At 60.8% G+C, this 20,382-nt stretch carries 15 protein-coding genes; 11 read left to right on the forward strand and 4 right to left on the reverse strand.

From position 1 onward, the window contains the following. The 5 genes from AX735_RS25530 to AX735_RS02235 form a co-directional block, all read left to right on the forward strand. Positions 1-480 (forward strand): hypothetical protein (locus tag AX735_RS25530; RefSeq protein ID WP_202189482.1); only part of this gene is annotated, 480 nt, incomplete at its 5' end. Further along, positions 477-773 (forward strand): helix-turn-helix domain-containing protein, encoded by a 297-nt coding sequence (locus tag AX735_RS24040; RefSeq protein ID WP_082750881.1) that lies wholly within the window; start codon positions 477-479, stop codon positions 771-773. The genes AX735_RS25530 and AX735_RS24040, both read left to right, overlap by 4 nt. 1 nt (position 774) lies before the next feature. Next, positions 775-3,801 (forward strand): MobF family relaxase, encoded by a 3,027-nt coding sequence (gene mobF / locus AX735_RS02225; protein ID WP_066274969.1) that lies wholly within the window; start codon positions 775-777, stop codon positions 3,799-3,801. A gap of 10 nt (positions 3,802-3,811) precedes the next feature. Further along, complete coding sequence (locus tag AX735_RS02230) at positions 3,812-4,243, forward strand: hypothetical protein (RefSeq protein WP_156447394.1); 432 nt, start codon at positions 3,812-3,814, stop codon at positions 4,241-4,243. Continuing rightward, positions 4,233-4,442 carry a hypothetical protein gene (locus AX735_RS02235; RefSeq protein ID WP_066274977.1) on the forward strand — a complete coding sequence of 70 codons (210 nt, stop codon included), beginning with the start codon at positions 4,233-4,235 and terminating at the stop codon, positions 4,440-4,442. Before AX735_RS02230 ends, AX735_RS02235 begins: the two co-directional genes overlap by 11 nt. A 129-nt stretch (positions 4,443-4,571) precedes the next feature. Here the strand turns inward: AX735_RS02235 and AX735_RS02240 are convergent, their stop codons facing one another. The 4 genes from AX735_RS02240 to AX735_RS02250 all read right to left on the reverse strand — a co-directional run bounded on the left by AX735_RS02240 (position 4,572) and on the right by AX735_RS02250 (position 7,360). Then, positions 4,572-5,222 (reverse strand): hypothetical protein, encoded by a 651-nt coding sequence (locus AX735_RS02240; protein ID WP_066274980.1) that lies wholly within the window; start codon positions 5,220-5,222, stop codon positions 4,572-4,574. Positions 5,223-5,439: 217 nt separating this feature from the next. Then, positions 5,440-5,757, reverse strand: coding sequence for a hypothetical protein (locus AX735_RS02245; protein WP_066274983.1), 318 nt, complete (start codon positions 5,755-5,757; stop codon positions 5,440-5,442). A 1,013-nt stretch (positions 5,758-6,770) separates the two neighbouring features. Then, positions 6,771-6,962, reverse strand: coding sequence for an Abi family protein (locus AX735_RS26210; protein WP_446471765.1), 192 nt, complete (start codon positions 6,960-6,962; stop codon positions 6,771-6,773). 173 nt (positions 6,963-7,135) lie between these two features. Then, entirely contained in the window at positions 7,136-7,360 is a 225-nt protein-coding gene (locus AX735_RS02250; RefSeq protein WP_066274986.1) for a DUF2188 domain-containing protein, read from the reverse strand. Between the two features lie 151 nt (positions 7,361-7,511). On the opposite strand from AX735_RS02250, the gene AX735_RS02255 reads away from it, so the two are divergent. From AX735_RS02255 to AX735_RS02280, 6 genes are all read left to right on the forward strand, one after another. After that, complete coding sequence (locus AX735_RS02255) at positions 7,512-8,753, forward strand: XRE family transcriptional regulator (protein ID WP_202189483.1); 1,242 nt, start codon at positions 7,512-7,514, stop codon at positions 8,751-8,753. Continuing rightward, a complete protein-coding gene (locus AX735_RS02260; RefSeq protein WP_156447395.1) occupies positions 8,750-9,265 on the forward strand; it encodes a hypothetical protein in 516 nt (171 codons plus the stop codon). Before AX735_RS02255 ends, AX735_RS02260 begins: the two co-directional genes overlap by 4 nt. Before the next feature lie 84 nt (positions 9,266-9,349). Then, on the forward strand, positions 9,350-11,161 hold the full coding sequence (locus AX735_RS25535; protein ID WP_066275004.1) for a site-specific DNA-methyltransferase: 1,812 nt from the start codon (positions 9,350-9,352) through the stop codon (positions 11,159-11,161). 1 nt (position 11,162) lies between these two features. Next, positions 11,163-13,829: a DEAD/DEAH box helicase family protein gene (locus AX735_RS02270; protein ID WP_066275007.1), complete on the forward strand. Its 2,667-nt coding sequence runs from the start codon at positions 11,163-11,165 to the stop codon at positions 13,827-13,829. A 381-nt stretch (positions 13,830-14,210) separates the two neighbouring features. Then, complete coding sequence (locus tag AX735_RS02275) at positions 14,211-16,859, forward strand: PD-(D/E)XK nuclease family protein (protein ID WP_066275013.1); 2,649 nt, start codon at positions 14,211-14,213, stop codon at positions 16,857-16,859. Continuing rightward, entirely contained in the window at positions 16,859-20,269 is a 3,411-nt protein-coding gene (locus AX735_RS02280) for a UvrD-helicase domain-containing protein (protein ID WP_066275017.1), read from the forward strand. The genes AX735_RS02275 and AX735_RS02280 overlap by 1 nt, the downstream gene beginning before the upstream one ends. The last annotated feature ends 113 nt before the right edge of the window (positions 20,270-20,382 follow it).

Below are 20,382 nucleotides of genomic sequence, written 5' to 3' on the forward strand. Positions count from 1 at the left end.
TGCAATCGCTCTGATCCCTTAGCGTACGTTTTCGAACATTCTCTCACCGGACCCCCTAAGGAGCGTAAGGATCGCGAAGAGGTCGCGCTGAGTGAGGCTGAGCGGGCGGCGCAGCAGCTGAGGGAGGCGATCGAAGGGCCATTGAACCCTGAGCGCGAGCTGACCGAGGAGGAGATGGCGCGCAAGATCGAGGATGAAGAGGAGCGGGCAGAGTTCGAGCGAAAGCCAGCGCAAGGGGAGCTGTATGGCTATAACCGCCCTGGCAAGAAGGACCAGCGCGAGCGGCAGAACCTTGCCATGCGCGACAGCGAAGAGCGCGGCGCGCAGGCGAAGATCGAAGGGCCGAAGGGGCGAGCGCAGAATAGCAGGGCAGACGCCCAGGAGAGCGAGCTTTCCAAAGAGAACATGCGCGGCATCAGCAACGAAAAGCAGAGCCGGCAGGACCCTTCCATCGACGATGATCAGGAGCTTGGGCGATGAGCACGGCCGCGCAAACTGGCCATGTGTCCCCGTCAATGTGCCCGCATTGTGCCGGTACGATCGGGCGGCGGATAAGGACCGTCCGAGCGGCTCTGGAAATCTCCCAGCACGTGATGGCATTGCAGCTCGGGATCGCGGACAAGACCATCAAGAACTATGAAGGTGGGCACAGGGATCCGCCCTCCAGCCTGATCGCTGCCATCTGCGAACAGTTCCGCATCGATGCCGCCTGGCTTCTGCTGGGCGATGCTTCGCGGCCGATGTTCCAGCATGAGCAGGCAAGGGTGGCCTGAGATGCTGTCGGTCGCATCGGTCGCATCTGCAGGCGGCGCCGCAAACTACTTTGCCAAGGACGACTACTATGTCGGCGATGGTCCTGCCGAGCTTAGCGAATGGGGTGGCGAGGGCGCGAAAGCGCTCGGGCTTGCAGGCCCAGTTGCCAAGGAAGACTTCGAAAAAGTCCTCGATGGCAAGTTGCCCGATGACACGGTCGTAAATGGCAATGCAAACCGCCGCTCGGGCATAGACCTCACATTCTCGATGCCGAAATCGGCCAGCCTGCTTGCGCAGCTGGGCGGCGACAAGCGGATCCTCGATGCACAGCTGGCCGCCGTCAAGGCGACCATGGCCTATCTCGAGAAGCACTATGCGCAGGCCCGCGATCGTTCGCGCAATGCCAACGGCGAGGGCGTGGTCACAGGCAAGCTCCTCTATGCCCTGTTCCAGCACGACACGAGCCGGGCGCTGGACCCGCAGAACCATACACATGCTGTCATTGCCGCGATGACCCAAGACAAGGATGGCAACTGGAAGGCGCTGTGGAACGGAGAGATCTGGAAGAACAACACAGTCCTTGGCTCCATCTACAACGCCGCGCTGCGGACGAACCTCGAGAAGCTCGGCTACGAAACCCAGATCACGGGCAAGCACGGCCAGTTCGAGATCCAGGGCGTGGCGCGCGATGTGATCGAGGCCTTCAGCCAGCGTCGCCTGACCATTCTGGCAACGGCCGAAAAGCTCGGGAAGAGCGCAAATGACACAGAAGCCTTGCGTGAAATCACCAAGCGCACCCGCGATCCCAAGCTCAATCCGGATGATAAGCAGGCGCTTCGGCAGGAATGGGCGAGGCGCGCTGCCGGGCTGGGGTTCGATGCCAAGGCGCTGGTCGAACAGGCGCGGGAACGCGGCTCCGAGGGGCGTGAAAGCCCTTTGGGGTCGCCGCAGCGTGTCCAGGAGACTCTGAGTGCGCTCCGCGACAGCGCGAAGCTCTACACTCGGCCAGCAGACACACTGACAACCAATGGCCTGCAACGGATCACTCTGACGCCCACGCAGCTGCGCACTGAGATGGCAACCGCTTCTGCGATCAGGATGATCGGCGAACGTGAAACCTCCTGGACCCGAGGCGACCTGATCAAGACCGCGCTCGACCTCGGCGTAAAGGGCGTGACTGCTGACGGGGTGGAAGCACGGATCGGCGTCTTGGTGGCCGACGGGAGGGTGCTGGAGGGCAAGAGCGACAGGCTCGATGGCAGGCCCGAGAAATACACCACACCTGAACATGTCGAGATCGAGCGGGCAACGCTGGCCAATGTCGCCGCGGGAAAGGGTGCAGGCCACTCCATCATTGAAGCCGCCGAGGCCCCCGGGCGCTTGCGGCAAGTCGCGGGCACTCATGACCTCAACGCTGAGCAGATTGCCGCCGGAACCCTGGCGCTCGCCAGCAAGGACCGCACGGTCGTGATCCAGGGTGTCGCAGGTGCCGGAAAGACGACGATCATCTCGGCAATTGCGAGCGTGGCGCATCAGGAGGGAAGGGAGGTGATCGGCCTCGCCTTTGCCAACAAGATGGTCAGCGATCTTCGAACCGGGACGGAGATCCGCGGGCCAGACGGGGAGATCGTCAGGCAGGAAATCGCAGCAAGAACCGTCTCATCCTTTGTGAATGAGCATCTGCGGCCCGCGCTTGCGGGCTCGGGTCCGAAGTTCGAGGCATCGCGCGAAGCCTTGCGCGGCAAAGTGCTGGTGTTGGACGAGGCGTCGCTGGTTGCGAACAAGCCGATGAATGACCTGCTTACGATTGCCAACCGGCTTGGTGTTGAAAAGCTGGTCATGATTGGAGACCGCGCCCAGTTACAGCCGATCGAGGCGGGCAAGAGCTTTTCGCTGATCCAGTCCGATAACCCCGCCATAGCCCGCATCGATACCAGCCTTCGGCAGCGCACCGAACATATGAAGGAAGCCGCTGGCCTCGCGCGCGCCGGAATGTTCAAGGAAAGCTTTGCCTCGCTTGGCGAGCGTGTGGTCGAAGCTGGCGCAGACCACCTCAAGGTCACCGCGCAGAAATGGCTGGAGCTATCGCCAGAAGACCGCGAGCGTACCGCGATCTACTCATCGGGTCGTGCAGCGCGCGGCGAACTCAACCGGATGGTCCAGCAGGGCCTAAAGGCAGAAGGGGCGATCCAGGGGGAAGGGCTGAGGCTGACCACGCTCCTCCCGGCCCATGCGACGCGCGAGGAGCTGCGCTACGCCTCGACCTACAGCAAGGGCCAGCTGCTCGAAGTGACGCGCCAGAACGCCCCCGGAGGGCTTGTTCGGGGGCGGTACGATGTCGAAAGCATAGACGTGAAGGGCCGGGTCATGCTGCGCGATGAAAGCGGCAAGCTGATCAAATTCGATCCGGCGGCGATCGATCCTTCGGACAAGCGTGATGCCTTGAGGCTCTCCGAAAAGCACAAGGAGACAATCTATGAAGGCGACAAGATCCGCTGGACCGAAAAGGATGATGCCAGGGGGCTGATGAAGTCAGAGGAGGCGAGGATCCTCGGGATCAGGGATGGGATCGTCACGCTCGAGAACAAGGCAGGCGAGACCGTAGAACTCAAGCAGAATGACCGCATGCTCGAGCGCATGGGGCTGGCCTATGCGATCAACATGCATCAGGCGCAGGGCGACACCCGCGACATGGCGATCGGTGAGATGCACTCATCAGCCCGGCACTTGTCGAACCAGCGTCTGGCGCTCGTCATGATAACCCGGGTGCGCGACGACATCACAATCGTTACCAACGACCGCGATCGGCTTTTGGCGCAGATCGCCCGCAACCCGGGCGACAAGACCAGCGCGCTCGAAACCCTCGGCGAAAAGCAGGTCGAGGCGAAGCCTGGTGGGCGCGAGGCTGGCGAGTTTCGGCCCACAATTCCCGATCATTTGAGGGCACCCGAGGACAGGCAAGCATCTGCCCCGCGGATCGATCCGGCGAGCCTTCGGGCAACGCCGCAATTGGACGTGCCCGAACGTAACATCGAACGCAGCCGATAGGAGGAAGATCGTGACACAGATGGGCCATGCCGCAGCGGGTACGCCGCCTTCAGACACTTTCGAGATTCACCTTACGCAGCAGCTGACCCTGACCAATCTGGTGAACGAGGCAGGACTCTCGGAGATTGCGCGTGCCGCTGGCGGGGACAGCTTTGTGGTCTGCGATCTCAATACGCACGGGGTTCAGGGATGCGCTGATCTGCGAGCCGCCCTCGATAACCAGAAAATGGCCGCCGAGTTGGTGGCGATAGGTCTGATGATCCTTGTCGCAGTTCTGGTGGGCACGATCGCGGCCGCCTTTGTGAGGCTGGTGGCGCAGCGGGTGGGTCTTCCCAGGGCACAGTGCGCCGATGCCTTTCTCCCGCTGCACCGTGGTCGCGCAAAGCCCCTGAAACGGGTCGTCAACATCATCATCAGGAAGGAGAAACGACATGGCATTTGACTACGAAGACGCAGGGACGTTCGGGAGTGAGCGCGAGGCGAAGGACTGGGCGCAGCGCAACAAGGTCGATCTGCGCGATCTCCACATCCGAAACGTCGGGGGGCAGCGCGTCGAAGTGGGTATCCGCAAGAGCGCCTACGACACCCGCGAAAACTACGACAACCAGCACGGCCAAAGGCGCGACGGTTTCTGGCGGTGATGAAGTCTGCCGCGGCGTGCGTGGTTTGGACCACCGGCTTTTTGCACGACGCGAACGGAACTTCGAATTTCGGCCTGATGGAGTTGTGGGATATCGAAAGCCGCTGATGTGGCGGCTTTCGATATCTTCTTATGCTGCCAAGGCCAATTGCACGTTGCCAGGAAACAATAGGAGAGCGTACGCATTTGCAATCTGCCGAGCGCTTGATTCAGACAAGCCAGTCACATCCCCCACCAAGGCCCCGCCATCGAAAAAGCTTTTTGGCTCAAGGCCAGAAGCGATCAGTTGATAGGTTCGGAACAAAACCCTTGCCATTTCCCCGTCGGCAGACTGCCTGATCATCTGGTCATAATCAGAATCCAAGCTGATATGGTCCCAATGGACCGAGCAGCATTTTCTTGCCTTTGCCACGTACAGGAACGGTATCTTGCGGAGTTGGCACTCATAGAACCAAGCATCGCGACTGGCTGAGTCTCGCTTGTCGATCATTTTCCAAGCGGGGTTGGGCCATGGGATCCCTTTGAACAGGAACCGCAAAAATTCAGATGACGTTCTGTCGTAACCCAGATGGACTGAGCGCTCTTCAAATGCATCGAAATCTGCCTCGTAAACCGTCACATCGGGCAGATGATTGGAAGTGGCCAAGTAAGCCGCATTGGATCGAAATCCAATGAGAGCGGCAATCGCTTCAGAAGCATGCGCAGAGCGCATTTCAAAATCACCCATGAGAGTGGCTTTGAGAAGACGAATATTGTCTGATGTTGGCAGTAGGATAGCCATACGAACTCCAGGGGGTCGTATCGGTCGCCATTTAATCGATCTGACCACTGGATTCGCGGGCAGTTTGAAGGATTGATCAAAACCTATTTAGCTTGGCGACAGGCAAGGGGGTCAAACCGGCTAAAATGCTGATTGAATATCGCACGACTGTCAACCAATGCTCTGCGTTTTGCCCAGTCATGACTGCAGCACACGCCGCCTGCGCGAGTCCCGCACACTATGACTGTTGGCGCACATCCAACTCAATATCGAATTCGCCAGGTTCCGCGTCTGCCGCCATGCAGGGAGTCAAAGTCGCATAAGCCTCGAAAATGATGGCCACCTCAGGCCCCTCACTTGCTAGCCATACGCCGATGACTGCCTCGCGGACGAGCGCATTTGAGTTTTCAAAAACGTTCCTGAAATAACTCGTGGCGGCATCTTCCGGGGATGCGCATCCGAAAACGACTGATGGGTTTTCGCCCATTCGTTCGTCATACATATCCGCGAAATAGTCTTGGTGGGTGCCAACGATTGCGAGATTTCGTTTTCCCATTTGAGTCCCCGTTCGTTCCGCGTGATGCATCCAAAGCAGTTCGCGCGGGGCGAGCCAATTACAATGATTTGTCGTGATCAGCTACCCCAACTCGGGCAGCACAGACCAAGAGTCTTTCAATTTCAATCCTATGTTCAAATCACTGCACGGGCCATTTGCTTAGCAGACCTTGGAACCGGGGTTGCTTGTGGCTATCGGAAGTGGCCTCCGCGTATGCGTTCGACCGACAAGGCAGGGTTTGGCGCTGGTATTTGAGGGGAAGGCTCGCAGAATGAGTTTACTGACGCTGGCCGCAAGTGCCGCGTTCATCTGCACGCCGGTTGCGGTTTGGGATGGAGACGGTCCGATCTGGTGCGCGGAAGGGCCTAGGATCCGACTGGGGAGCATTGCCGCGCGCGAACTGGACGGAACTTGCCGGGCAGGCCACCCTTGTCCACGTTCCTCGGGGGTCGAGGCCCGCGATGCTCTGGTAGCTCTTCTGGGCGGAGCCAAGGGGAGGCTTTCTACTGGGCACGTAAAGGTTTCTGCACCGCCGATGCGCTGCCGGGCTTCGCATCAAAGCTACGGCCGGGTCGTCGCGTTTTGCAGGCTGAGCGATGGCAGCGATCTAGGCGATGCAATGCTGCGTACCGGCACTGTTGTGCGTTGGCGCTGAGCCGGCGTCCGTTGCCGATAGGTGGCAGATTGCTTTCTCGGCGTCCCCGAGGACCGCATCTACACCGACCACGGCCTGACCGGCCGCAACCGCGACCGCCCCGGCCTCGCCCAGGCTTTGGCTGCCAGTCTTCGGGAAAGCCCATCGCCGCCAGATCACCCGTCGGATGCGAGAGAATGTGTGCTTTAGTTTCCCAAGCCCAACGGGAATCCGGCGCCACATTCCGCATCACCTGATTGATCGTGCTGATGGTGTTGTAGAGCTTCGCCGGTGGGCGTTCACCGGCCGAGTGGTCCAGCGAAAGCTGCAGATCTCTTGGTTTGCTGGGTAGTCGCGGACAGAACAAGAAGCTCCGGTTTCAGAGCCGACCGTGGTGAGCGCAGATGTTCCGAACGTCGACAAGGTGTCGGACGAAAGGCACCAGCACCGTTTCGGTGAGCCCGAGAGGCACAGCAATCCGATTGCGTAGCGAACAGTCCGCAAGGCTCGAGTACCAGCGTGAGAGCTGACCAAACAGCATCATTTCAGCCACCATCCAAACCGGCGGCAGCTGGGGCCTCTGTTAGGGTGAATGAAAATGGCTGGCTTTCAGCGATGCCTTGCCCATATACAAAAGACGCTGCCCGAGTGACTAGCACGGGCAGCGTCTCAGACACCGTCAGCTGAAGTCCGTTTCGCATCGTGCATCAGCTACCGGCTGAGGGAAGCCGCAAGGCTTCCCTCTCACCCGCGCGGCGGGAAGGGATCGTTACCGTAGCTGTTACGCTCACGGATCAGATTGTTCCTGCCATGGATGATGACTTCGCTGCTCTGGTTGCGAGCAATCTCAGTCGCCCGCGCGATCGCTTCGCGCTGCGTGCCGAAATGCGCCGTGTCACGGCTGTTTCCCGCTCCCAAGACTGCCCAATCGTCACCGCGACGGACCACGTGCTGGTTTTTTCCTGCCATTCAAATCACCCCCTTTCGGTTTGGCAAAAGGGTTATGGATTTGGTAAATCGAACATTCAAGGAAGAAATTGACATTTTTGTTCGATTGAGTATATTGCAGGTAAGAAACCCCCCGGAGAGACTGCCTTCCCCCGGCAGCGAGGAGATCGACATGTCCAACCCAGAACTAGCCCGCAGGCTGCGGGAAGCGCGAGAGCTTGCGAGCGTTAGCCAGCAAGCTGCGGCGGATCATGTCGGCATTCCTCGTACCGCCATCACTCAGATCGAAGCGGGCAACAGGCTTGTCTCTACCCTGGAGTTGAGCAAGCTGGCTGAGCTTTATCGCCGTTCCATCTCGTGGTTCTTAGCCGACGTGCAGCAGCATGACGATGACGTGCTTATCGCACTGCATCGACTTGCGCCGGGTCTCCAAGAAGATGATGCCATCCGCTTCCAGGTGGATCGCTGCGTCTCGCTTTGCCGGGAGGGCGTGAATTTGGAGAAGATTCTCGGACGCGAAGAACGCCCAGTGCCGCCGGTTTATCAGGAACCCGCACCAAATTCGGTTTGGGAGGCGGTGCGGCAAGGGCATAAGGTCGCCGATCAAGAACGCCGCCGTCTAGGGCTGGGCAGCTCCCCGTTGCCAGATTTGGCTGAGCTTATGGTGGATCAAGGCATTTGGGCCTCAGGTGCCAATCTGCCGGGCACGATGTCTGGCCTGTTCCTGCATCATCCGAGCATCGGCATGGCTATTCTCGTCAATGCGCAGCATCCGCGTGCGCGGCGCCGGTTCTCCTACGCGCATGAATATGCGCATGCGCTGTTTGACCGCGATCGTGTGGCCAATGTCACTACGACCGACAATCGCGTAGAACGGGTGGAGCAGCGCGCGAACGCCTTCGCTTCTGCTTTCCTCCTCCCAGCAGAAGGCATCGACGATGAATTGCGCCAGCTCGGTAAGGGGCAGCCTTCTCGTGGTGACGTGCTTGTCTTTGATGCAGCGACGGGCGGTAGCATCGAGGGGCAGGCGCGACCCGCACCCAACTCCCAGACTATTGGCTTTCAGGACGTGGCCTATATCGCCCATCGCTTCGGCGTGAGCTACGAAGCTGCTACCTACCGCCTGAAAAGCCTTCGTCGCATCAGCCAAGCAGAAAGCTTGGAGCTGCTTACGTCGGCCATGCAAGATGCAGGGCGCGACTATCTCAGAGCGCTTGAGCTATTTGATGATTTGGAGGGCATGGACACGCCGCAGCGGGGCACCCGCGAGCTCCGTAGTCGTATCGCGCATCTTGCCATCGAAGCCTACCGCCGTGGGGAAATCTCCCGTGGGCGGTTGCTCGACCTGAGCAAGGCCCTCGAAATCGAAGGCCGCCAACTCTTCGACCTGGCTGAGGTGGCCCGCTCTGCGTGATGGTCATTCCTGACGCCATCCTCGTGACGGACACCTCCGTTTTGGTAAATTTCCTCCGCATCGATCGGATGGAACTGCTAGGCGCATTGCCTTGCCGCTTCATTGTGACCGACCATGCTGCAGGCGAGCTGACAGACTTCTATCCGGAGCAGGTGGAGCGTTATCAAGCGGCCTTGGCCGCTGGCCACGTTGAGGACTGCACCGTCACAGACGAAGCTGCGCTCGATATTTTCGGACGGCTGACGGGCACGACACGTCTGGGTGTTGGTGAAAGCGCCACGATTGCGCATGCCATGGTGACAGGAGCGGGAGTGGCGATCGATGACCGACGTGCCATCAACGAGGCCCAGCGGATCGCCGAAGGATTGGTGATCGTACGCACCGCCGACCTAATGGTACGCATGATAGAGCTGGCCATGCTGACCCTCGCGGAGGCCGACGCCATCAAGGATGATTGGGCAGCCAATCACCGCTTTCGCATTCCAGTCGTCAGTTTCGCCGAGATGATGTAGCCTCCCGTTCAGAGCACTCATAATTCGTGCAATTGTAATGATATAATCCCTGCCAGATCAGCTGGCGGATCAGAAGGGGCAACAATGCCGTCGTTGAATTGGATCGGGAAAGAGGCAGTTGAGCACCACCATAAAGAGGTGCCGTATCGGCTCATCAATTGCGACGCTGATCTTTCCTGTGGCGATCCAGACGCTGGAAACCTGCTTGTTCAAGGCGACAATCTGGAAGCGCTTAAGGCCTTGCTGCCCTACTACGGCGGGCAGGTGAAATGCATCTACATCGATCCGCCGTACAATACGGGGCAAGAGGGGTGGATTTACAACGACAACGTATCGTCTCCCGAAATCAAGGCTTGGCTTGGGCGTGTTGTCGGTCGGGAGTCCGAGGACCTATCGCGGCACGATAAGTGGTTGTGCATGATGTATCCTCGCATTCGGTTGCTGCGCGATCTCATGCATGAAGAGGGAGTGATCTTCGTTTCGATCGACGACAACGAAGTGTCGAATTGCAAGGAACTTCTCCGCGACATATTTGGCACCCACAATTTTGTCAGCCATATCATTTGGAAAAAGATGGACAGCCCCAGCTCGAATGTGGGCGAGCGAATCTTCTCAGATTACCATGACCACATCATTTGCTTTGCTAAGAACAAGAGCAAGGCGGCACTCCAGCAGCTTCCTGCTCCCGATATTTTGAACGCCTATCCCGTCGTTCATAACGGGCAGCGGGCGCGGTGGAGGCAGCTGCGCAAAAATGGCAAGAGTGCGCGACGCAAAGATCGGCCCAACAGCTGGTTTCCGATGGAAGACCCCGATGGCAATGATGTTTGGCCGATCCACCCGAAAGAAGGATGGGAGGGACGATGGAGCATCGGCCCCGACACGTGGGAAAAGATCAAGCACTCCGACGAGGTGAAGTGGGAAAAGCGCAAGTCGGGCTGGGTTCCGTACAGGCTGGAAACCGCGCCCGACATTCCTACCATGCCGACCTCGACCATACTTGAGGACGTCGGCCAGAACAGGCAGGCGAAGGCCCAGCTCAATCAAATTCTTGGTACCAACCACGGCTTTGAAACGCCGAAGCCCTACGACATGGTTGAGCGCCTGATCTCCTTGGTCTCCGACCAGAACTGCTTGGTACTCGACAGCTTCTGCGGATCGGGCACGACGGGACATGCAACCCTCAGCCTGAACAACAAGGACGGTGGGAAACGTCGCTTTATCCTGATCGAGATGCAGGAGCAGATTGCGACTAGCATTGCCGCTGAGCGTCTGAGACGCGTGTCGCAAGGATTTAGGCCGCAGAGCAAGGCGAATGAGATCGTCTACCAGCGCAAAATCACCCTCGCTGATTTTCGCAAATCAGCGAAAGTCATGGAAGAAATGGATGAAATTAGAGAGGAAAAGCGGTCCGAATACGACGAGGTAAAGGCAACTATCGAAGACGGCGTGCTCACGCTCATTGGCTCGCGTGGCACCGAAGAGGACTTGCCTGGTATTGGCGGCGGCCTTCGCTTTTGCAGACTTGGCCTCCCGCTCTTCAATGAATTCGGTGACATCCATGGCGAGGTATCGTTCCCCGACCTTGCTGCGCATGTATTCTTCGCCGAAACTGGCGCACCGATTCCGACTAAAGCCCAAGTGGGTAACTCCTACCTCGGCAAACATGGTGATCGCGCCGTGTATTTGCTTTTCGCCCAGGGAGAAGAGGGCATGCCGCGCGAAGCGCTTGGCAATGTCCTGACGCCCACCGCATTGGCGGCGCTACCACCACCTCCCGAAGGATTCGACGGCACCCGTGTCGTCTATGCCGAGGGCACGACAGTTTCCGCAGATCGGCTCAAGGCCGAGCGCGTCGTGTTCAAACAGATCCCGTATCAGATTGCGGGGGTGTAAGATGGCCGCCGTCAATTTCGAGCTGAAGGAATATCAGGACCAGGCCCTCAAGGCATTTGGCGCATTCCTTCGCAACACCACGGCAATGGGTGCGAACCTTGCCTTCTATAAAGCCACGAATTTTCCCTATCGCAACGCACCTGCCGTTGCCAAAGGGACGCCGTACCTCTGCCTGCGGATTCCTACCGGTGGCGGAAAAACGCTCGTCGCTGCCCACGCGGTTGGCGTTGCCTCCAGAGAATATCTCCAGACCACCAACCCCATGGTGTTGTGGCTGGTGCCTTCGACCCCGATCCTTGAGCAGACCATTGCCGCTCTGAAAGATGAGGCCCATCCCTATCGGGCGGCCCTTACGGCGGTGTTCAATCGAAATTTCAACGTGATGACCAAGGCCGAGGCGCTGGCTATGCCGCGCGCCGATGCCACGGGCGGCGCCGTTGTGATTGTCTCGACGATCCAATCATTCCGCCGCGAAGACGATAGCGGCAAGGAAAACCCCGACGGGCTGAAGGTATATGAAGACGCAGGCGTCCTGATGGACCACTTTGAAAACCTCAGCGATCGGCAGATGGCAGGGCTCGACCGTATCGAGGGCGGCAGCCGACCCGTCTATTCGCTGTCCAACCTCCTCAAGCTGCACCGTCCCATGGTGATCGTGGACGAGGCGCACAATGCCCGCACCGAACTGTCCTTTAGGACGCTGGCGCGCTTCAATCCGTCGCTCATTCTGGAGCTAACTGCCACGCCGCAGGTCGAGCACGATCCTGCCCGTGACAAGCACGCCTCCAATATCCTGTATTCCGTTTCTGCCGCTGAGCTGAAGGCGGAGCAGATGATCAAAATGCCCATCCGCCTCACCACAGACGCGGATTGGGTCAAGACAGTCGGTGCCGCGCTCGACTGCCAGAAAGCGCTGGAGGAAGCGGCCAAGGCCGAAGCTCTTGAAACAGAAGATTATATCCGCCCGATCATCCTCTTTCAGGCGCAGAGCGCATCCGCCAGCGACCCGCACAGGCTGACCTGGGAAAAGATCGAACAGCATTTGCTGGAGGATCACCGCATCCCCAAGGATCACATCGCTGTGCACACGGGGCCGCGCAAAGACCTTGATTCGATCAGCAATATCCGCAGCGCTGATTGCCAGGTGCGATACATCATTACCGTATCGAAGCTGAAGGAAGGCTGGGACTGTCCCTTTGCCTATATCCTTTGTTCAGTTGCCGAGCAGGTGTCGCCCGTTGCGGTTGAGCAGATTCTGGGGCGCGTGCTTCGGATGCCAGGGGCGCGGCGCAAGCTTCGCGATGCCCTCAACCAGTCCTATGCGTTCATCGTTTCGCGCAGTTTCGACAGCACTGCGCAACAGCTTCGTGACGGATTGGTAGAGGGTGCTGGCTTCAATGCGATCGAGGCCGCGCAGATCGTCACCACGCAGCAACCGTTGGCACTGTCTGAAATCAACGCCAGCACGCCTTACACCTCAGATCCCTTGCCCGAGCAGACCACCGCACCAGAGGTCATTGTTGCGGCAATCGACCGCCTGCCGCCATCGGTGAAATCACGGGTCTCGTTTGACGCGCAAAGCCGAACTCTGGCCTATACAGGCCCGATGACACGCGACAGCCGTAACCTGCTGCACCTCGCTTTCGCAGCGGTGCCGAACGTGTCAAAAACGATCGACCGCCTGTACGCTAAAACCAACAACTATCAGACTTCAGCTGCGGAAGATGAGGACAAACCGCCATTCGTGGTCCCCATGCTTGGGTTCCGCAAGCAGGGTGAACTTCAACTCTTCTCGCAAGAGCATTTCCTCGACTTGCCGTGGCGGCTCGACCAGTGCGATCCAGCGCCAATCGCAACGCGGTTCCGCGTCGCCGATAATAGCCAGACGGGCGAAATCGACGTGAGCGACAGGGGCAAGGTCGAGATCGCCTTTACTCGCAGGGTCCAAGGCGACCTTGCTGGCATCATTCAAGAGCCTGCGTGGAATCTGGCGCGCCTGGCGAACTGGATCGATATGGGCATCGTGCATCCCGACATCACGAAGCCGAGTGCTGTGGTGTTCATCACCCGCGCCATCGAGGCGTTGGTTGCCGCTGGCACTGACATTCAGGTTCTTGCCCGCAACAAGTATGACCTACGCAAAGCTCTTGCAGGGCTGATTTCCGAGTTGCGCGGCCAGCGCGAGCAGGGGCAGTATAGCGCGCTCTTTGCGTCAAATGCTCAGGACTTCAGCGCCAGCGCTGACCTCTCCATCATCTTCGATGAGCAGACATACGCGCCGAACCAGCCCTACGCAGGCGGTACGAAGTTTAACAAGCACTACACCAGCCTTGTCGGCGACCTTGGTACCACTGGCGAGGAGTTCGATTGTGCGGTCTATCTCGATCGCCACGAAAAGGTCCGCTACTGGATCAGAAACGTCGATCGAAAACGTTCGTCGTTTTGGCTCCAGCTGCCACACGACAAGTTCTATCCCGACTTCGTAGCCATGCTGACCGACGGGCGCATCCTCGCGGTGGAGTATAAGGGCGGCCATCTTTACGATGGCGAAGAGATCAAACGCCATATCGGCAATGTTTGGGCAGAGGCCTCCAATGGGCATTGCCTTTTCTGCATGCCGACCAACCGAGACTATGCGCTGATCGATCGTGTGATCGCTGGCGTTTGACCCGGCAGGGGGCTGCTGCGTTGAACGGTTCAGCGGCCCGACAGGTTACTGCCCAGTTTCAGCAGTTTCGCGTTATGCGTATCGATCGAGAGGCTCCGAAACAGTAAGCTCGTCTGGCCGCCACGAGGGGAAACCAGCCCACTGGACCTGAGCAAAGCGGAAAACTCCAGACCCGGGTGGTCGAAGGTTGGGTAGCAGTGCAATCAACCGTCCCGCTCCAATCCTCACTGGAGGAAACCTCGGGATCAGGTCATCGCAACCAGAATCTTGAAAATCCTGAGGCAAGATCAGGAGTTAAGCACGCATTCGAAGCACGCGGCGTTGCTTCCGACTCCCCTTCCATCTACTCTTGCGAACGTTGAACACAGTCGAAAGTATTGCATGCAGCGGCAGACCTATATCGCGCACGGTCGTCTCGCATCCCGTGAGATCCGTCTCGACGCTGCACGGCACCAGCACCACGGCACACAGGTCATGGCTTTCGAGCAACTGGCGGCGCGTCTTGCCGGCGGTTTCACGCAGCCAATAGACGCCGAAACGCTGCGCAATGCGATTCAATACGTGCTACCGGACACTAATCTCGGCGAGCTCGACGCGATCAAGCTCCTGCCCGGCATGGTCGGCGCGGCTGCTGACACGCTGCATAAAGTCTGGCGCACGGGGATCGATCTATCGTCGCGCGCCAGCGATCATCCCCGCCTGGCAGCAATGGCGACGCTCGAGGAGGCAGTGCTGGCGGTCTTGCCGTCCGCGATGCTGCGCCCAGTCGATCTAGCCTCGCGAGCATTGGCGCGCATTCACCATGCACCCGCTTTGTTCGGCGAGGTCCATATCCAAGGCATTAGTGAGCTGTCGCCGTGCTGGCGCGAGCTGCTGTTCGCACTGGCCGTGACAACGCGGGTGCGCTGGAACGCCGGCCCTCGCTCGGTCCCGGTTTGGCTCGAAGGATCGGCCGTCGAGGTTGTCACGTCTGAGCCGACGACGCCGCGGGTCGAGGCGGTGAGCGCCGCCAATGGCTATCATGAAGCTATCGAGGCGCTGCGCTGGGCCCGTGAGCTAATTGCGAGCGGAGCAGCCAAGCCGTCCGAGATCGCGATCGCAGCCGCCGCACCGGCCGCCTATGACGACGAGTTTATGGCGCTACGTGCCGATGCCAATATCGACCTGCACTTCGTTCACAGCATCCGCGTCGTGACGACACGCGACGGCCAGACCGCCGCCGCTCTGGCCGACATCCTCGTGCGCGGCGTCGACCAGGCGCATCTGCGGCGTCTCGCAACGTTGCTGGCAGGTGCAGGCCCATTCAAGGCTCTTCCGGATGGCTGGCAACGCGTCCTGCCGCCCGAGGCACCCTTGTCCTCCCCCGACGCCTGGGAGCGACTCCTCGGCAGCCTGACCGCCGAGCGCTGGCCGGACGACATCGATCATGCCGGCGATTTGCGCGCGATTGTCGAGACGCTTTCGGCCGGTCATGCTCAGGCAGAAGAGATCGGACGCACTTTCCTGTCGGGCGGGGCGCTGCGCATCTGGCGTAAGGCGCTGCTTGCCGGAAGCCCGGCGGTGATTGACGTCACGATCGACTCTCTGCGCCAGGAGGACGCTTGCGAGGCGTGCGTGTCGGTCGCGTGGATGCCAGCTTCAGCGCTGGCGGCGTCACCGCGCAAGTTCGTGCGCCTGCTCGGCCTGACCTCGACCAGCTGGCCGAGGCGGATTTCAGAAGATCGGCTCTTGTCCGATCATATCATCCCGACAGCGGAGCTTGATCCGCTGCCGGTGACCGCTGCTGATCGCCGTGATTTCGAGACGATCCTGTGTACGACCGGCGCGCAGGTCGTGCTGTCGCGGCCGCGTCGGGACAGGGAGGGCCGCCTACTCGGCAAGAGCCCCCTGCTGCGCGGCCAGCCCGAGGCCCGCTATTTGCGCCGCAATCGGCGGCCCGTGCACGCGATGAGCGAAAGCGATCGAATGGTGGCGCGTCCGGCCGACTTCGCCGCCACGCAGCAGGCGGCTTCGGCCACATCATGCTGGCAGGATTGGCAACGCTCAGTAGTCACCGCTCATGATGGTCTGGTGCGTCCCAACCATCCTGCGTTGCTGGCGGCGCTCGAACGTGTTCAGTCGGCAAGCTCGCTTGCCAAGCTGCTGCGCAACCCGCTCGGCTTCACCTGGACCTATGCGCTTGGGGTGCGGGCCCCGGAAAGCGCGGTGGAGGCGCTGGTGCTCGATGCCCGGCAAAGCGGCATCCTTCTCCATGACTTGCTCGATCATGCCGTTCGCCTGCTCGAAGGTCAGGGGGGGCTCGCAGCTGCACGCCCTGACCAAATCACCGCCGCGATCGAAACCGCCGCCATAGCAGTGACAAGCCGCTGGCAAAACGAGCAGGCGGTGCCGCCGCAAGTCGTGTGGCGTCGCACGGTCGAGGAAGCTAAGCAGACCGCACTCAACGCCCTACTGCATCTCGAACCGCCGCTCGTGGGTCAGAAAACTTATACAGAAGTACCGTTCGGCGGACAGGCGGCCAAATCCGACGCCGCAATCCCCTGGGATCCGACGACGACCGTCGCCATCGCCGACACAGGCTTCCGTATCTCTGGCTTCATCGATCGTCTCGATCTGTCGGGCGACGCCACCAAGGCACGCGTGATTGACTATAAGGGCGGTAGGATGCCGTCCAAGCCGGTGATCTTGCAAGGCGGCAAGGAGTTGCAGCGCTGCCTGTATGCCTATGCGGTCAATGCGCTGCTGGGGGACGGCGTGGAGATCGACGCCGCCCTTCTCTATCCGCGCGACACCGAGGCGCGTCACCTCGATGCCCCTGCCGAGGTGCTGGAGGACCTTGCCGAACATCTTCGCGCGGCGCGCGCCAGCCTGCTCGCCGGCCATGCGCTCATCGGCGAGGACAATGGCGGCGACTATGATGATCTAAGCTTCGCGCTCCCGGCCAATGCTCTGAACGGCTATTGCCCGCGCAAAGTCGAGCCGGCCCGCGGTACGCTTGGCGACGCGGCACTTGTTTGGGAGGCGCTCTGATGACTGACGCGACGCCCGTCTTGCGGGACGAAGCCGCCCGCCTCGCCGCGATGACGGCGCATGATCGTTCGATGTTGGTCGAAGCCGGCGCCGGCTCGGGCAAAACCGCAGTCATGGCCGGACGCTTGGCGCTGCTGCTCGCTGGTGGCACAGCACCCAAGGCGATTGCGGCGGTGACCTTCACCGAATTGGCGGCGAGCGAACTGCTCGCCCGCGTGCGCGAGTTCGTCGACGAACTGCTCGAGGGCCGCGTCCCGCGTGAGCTTCGGATCGCCCTTCCGGAAGGCCTATCGGCCGAGCAACGGACGCATCTGGACGCGGCGGCAGCCTCGCTCGACGAAATCACCTGCTCGACGATCCACGGCTTCTGCCAACGCTTGATCAAGCCCTATCCCGTCGAGGCGAACATCGATCCGGGTGCAGCGCTCATGGACCCAGCGCAAGCAGACATGATCTTCGGCGACATCGTCGACCGGTGGTTGCGCGAGGCTCTCGATGCAGACGACCAGAGCTTGGTCGCGGAGCTGGTTTTCCAAAACCCGAGCAAAGCGACCGAGCTGATTTCAACGGCAGCCGCGGCACTGCGCGACAATCGCGTGCTCGTGCCGCCGCCGGTGCCAGCAATCCCTCCGCTAGTAACAGCGTTTGGTGAGGCCGCCGAGGCCTACCGAGCCTTCGTTGTGGGCACGCCTGCGCAAGAAGACGAGAGCATTGCTGGCGCGCGGGCCTTTGTCGATATGGCATCGGAGGTGGCGCTGGTCGCGACCGACCAGTCTCCGGCTGCCCTCATCCGGCTTCTGCTATCCACTCCGCACCCGTCGCTGTGCACCGCAAAGGGTACGTTCAGCGTCTACAAGAAGAAGGGGAAGTGGGAGGCCGCAGCGAAGGTCGCAGGCCTCGCGAAAGCCGAGGGCGGCGTGCTAAACGCGCGCGCGGAGGAATTGCATCTCGCGTGTACTCATAGCTGGGCGGCGATGCTGCAGGGTGCGGCGTCTCGCGTGCTCGCCGACCTACTCTCCGCGATTCAGCCAATCCTGGATGACTTCCGCGCCTACAAGCGCGCGGCCGCGCTGCTCGATTTCGACGACCTAATCTTTGCCGCCCGCGATCTCTTGCGCGATCATGATTCCGTACGCACGGCCCTCTCGAGTCGCTACGCCCATGTGCTTGTTGATGAATTCCAGGACACCGACCCGCTCCAGACCGAGATTTTTTGGCGGCTGTGCGGCGATCCGGCGCCCGGCGCCGACCCGCTCGACTGGGCGGCATACCGCATTCGGCCTGGTGCGCTGTTCCTCGTCGGCGATCCCAAGCAGGCGATCTACCGTTTCCGCGGCGCCGACGTCGCCGCCTATGTGCGAGCGCGTGAGGCGATCCGAGCGCTAAATCCTCTCGATTTGCTGTCGATCTCGACCAATTTCCGGTCGTGCGCGGCCATTCTCGACTATGTGAACGATCGCTTCGCCCCGCACCTGACCGAGGAGAAGGGCCAGCCAGGCTTCACCCCACTCGACGGCTTCCATCCTGATCATGGCGAGGGCCTGTGCGTGGCGGCGCTCCCTGTCGCGTGCGCCGACGAGGACGGCAAGGCCAAGTCGGCCATGCAGCGCGACTGCGAGGCGGAGGCGGTCGCGGAGATGTGCAGCCGGCTGATCGGCAGCCAGATCATCGTCGATCGCAAGACCGACACCAAGCGACCGTGTCGGCCAGGCGATATCGCACTGCTCGCACCGGGCGGCACGGAGTTGTGGCGCTACGAGGAAGCGCTGGAAAAGCGCGGCGTGCCGGTCGCGACTCAGGCGGGCAAAGGATTCTACCGTCGGCAAGAAGTGCAGGACCTCATAGCGATCACGCGGGTGCTTGCCGACAGCCGCGACAGCCTCGCGCTCGTGGCGCTGCTGCGCGGCCCGCTTGTTGGCTTAACCGAGGAGCAGTTGCTCGATCTGGTCTGGAGCCAGCCCCGCGATCCCGAGCGTCCCGATGCACTGCCCCGGCTCACAATCCATCTCAATGCCGAATTGATCCCCGACCCGCATGCCCGTGACATCGTCGAAAAGCTGCAGGCGCTCCGGCGCAGGATCAACAGCACGACGCCGCACCAATTGCTCGCCGAGGCGGTCGATCTGCTGCGCGTGCGCCCCGTCTTGCTCCAGCGTCATGGTGGGCAGGCCGAACGCCCGCTCGCCAATGTCGATCTCTTCCTGAGCCTCACTCAGCCCTATGGCGTCTGCGGTCTGCGCGCCTTTGCCGAGACGATGACGGCGGCATGGGAAGGCAAGACGCGCTCGGCGGAAGGCCGACCGGACGCGCAGGAAGAAGCGGTGTCGCTGGTCACGATGCATGCCTCCAAGGGGTTGGAGTGGCCGATCGTTGTGCCGATCAACACGATGACGTTGGGCAACGATGTGCGCGATCCCGTGATTGATGGCGATACGAAGACGATTTTTCTGCCCCTCTTCGGGGTAGCGCCCGCTGGCTATGAGGAGGCCAAGGCGGCGGAAGTCGCAGAGCGCGAACGCGAACGGCTACGTCTCTGGTATGTGGCGGCAACCCGGGCGCGCGAATTGCTCGTTCTGCCTAAACTCGACGTGTCCCCAGCGAAGAGCAGCTGGAATGCCTTGATGGATTTCGATCTCGACGGCTTGCCGGTGATTGCGATCGATCATCATCCCGAGGGGTTCGATACGATCGACAGCGAACCCGACAACGATCAGACGCGCGAGATCTTCGCGGGCGAAGCGGCGCGCGTGGTCGCGGCAACGCCGAAGCTGCGCTGGGTGGCGCCGAGCCGCGACGAGAATCCGCACGGACCGCTTGAGCTGGTCACCGAACCGCTGATCGTGGTCGCTGCCCAAGACGCGGCCGAGCCCGAAATGTTGATCGCGGTACAGGGCGGTCGCGAGCGCGGGCTTGTCATCCACAAGCTGTTGGAGGAAGTGCTGACAGGCGAGACAGCAGACGATCTGACCGCGCTCACGGCACGCGCGGGGGATCTGGTCCGGGCGCTTGGACGCGAGCCCGGCACCGACGCGGGCGCTGGCCTCTCACCGGACGAGATGGCAGGCACGGTCGCACGTACGCTGGCAATGCCGGAGATCGCTGCGTTGCGGCCGCGTCTGATCGCCGAGCTTCCGGTCTATGGCATCGGCGAGGAGGATGCCGTCGAACTGGCAACCTTCGGTGTGGTTGACGCGCTCTGCGTGGGCGCTGACGGAACGCCCGAGCTGGTGATCGACTGGAAGAGCGATGTTGAACCGACCGCATCGGCGTCCAATCACTATCGCCAGCAAGTCAATCGCTACCTTGAGGTAACTGGAATCCCGGCGGGCCTCATCGTATTCGTCTCCACCGGCGAGCTGCTACAGGTTGCAGCGCCGGCGCGTGAGGCGCGGAGTGCTGCGGTCGTCTAGTCAGAGCGGCAGGGACCTCGTGCAACGGGCATCTCGATGCGAGGAACGGCGACAACGAGAGGGCATAGCGTGGATGGTACGCTAAACAACGCTAAGGGCGAACAATCAGCGAA

It is taken from the genome of Blastomonas sp. CCH1-A6, from assembly GCF_001556365.1.
GTDB classification, from domain to species: domain Bacteria; phylum Pseudomonadota; class Alphaproteobacteria; order Sphingomonadales; family Sphingomonadaceae; genus Blastomonas; species Blastomonas ursincola.

Coding starts and splice junctions, on each gene's coding strand:
- AX735_RS24040 (WP_082750881.1), top strand. CDS start 477: ATGAGCACGGCCGCGCAAACTGGCCATGTGTCCCCGTCAATGTGCCCG.
- mobF (WP_066274969.1), top strand. CDS start 775: ATGCTGTCGGTCGCATCGGTCGCATCTGCAGGCGGCGCCGCAAACTAC.
- AX735_RS02235 (WP_066274977.1), top strand. CDS start 4,233: ATGGCATTTGACTACGAAGACGCAGGGACGTTCGGGAGTGAGCGCGAG.
- AX735_RS02240 (WP_066274980.1), bottom strand. CDS start 5,222: ATGGCTATCCTACTGCCAACATCAGACAATATTCGTCTTCTCAAAGCC.
- AX735_RS02245 (WP_066274983.1), bottom strand. CDS start 5,757: ATGGGAAAACGAAATCTCGCAATCGTTGGCACCCACCAAGACTATTTC.
- AX735_RS02250 (WP_066274986.1), bottom strand. CDS start 7,360: ATGGCAGGAAAAAACCAGCACGTGGTCCGTCGCGGTGACGATTGGGCA.
- AX735_RS02255 (WP_202189483.1), top strand. CDS start 7,512: ATGTCCAACCCAGAACTAGCCCGCAGGCTGCGGGAAGCGCGAGAGCTT.
- AX735_RS25535 (WP_066275004.1), top strand. CDS start 9,350: ATGCCGTCGTTGAATTGGATCGGGAAAGAGGCAGTTGAGCACCACCAT.
- AX735_RS02270 (WP_066275007.1), top strand. CDS start 11,163: ATGGCCGCCGTCAATTTCGAGCTGAAGGAATATCAGGACCAGGCCCTC.
- AX735_RS02275 (WP_066275013.1), top strand. CDS start 14,211: ATGCAGCGGCAGACCTATATCGCGCACGGTCGTCTCGCATCCCGTGAG.
- AX735_RS02280 (WP_066275017.1), top strand. CDS start 16,859: ATGACTGACGCGACGCCCGTCTTGCGGGACGAAGCCGCCCGCCTCGCC.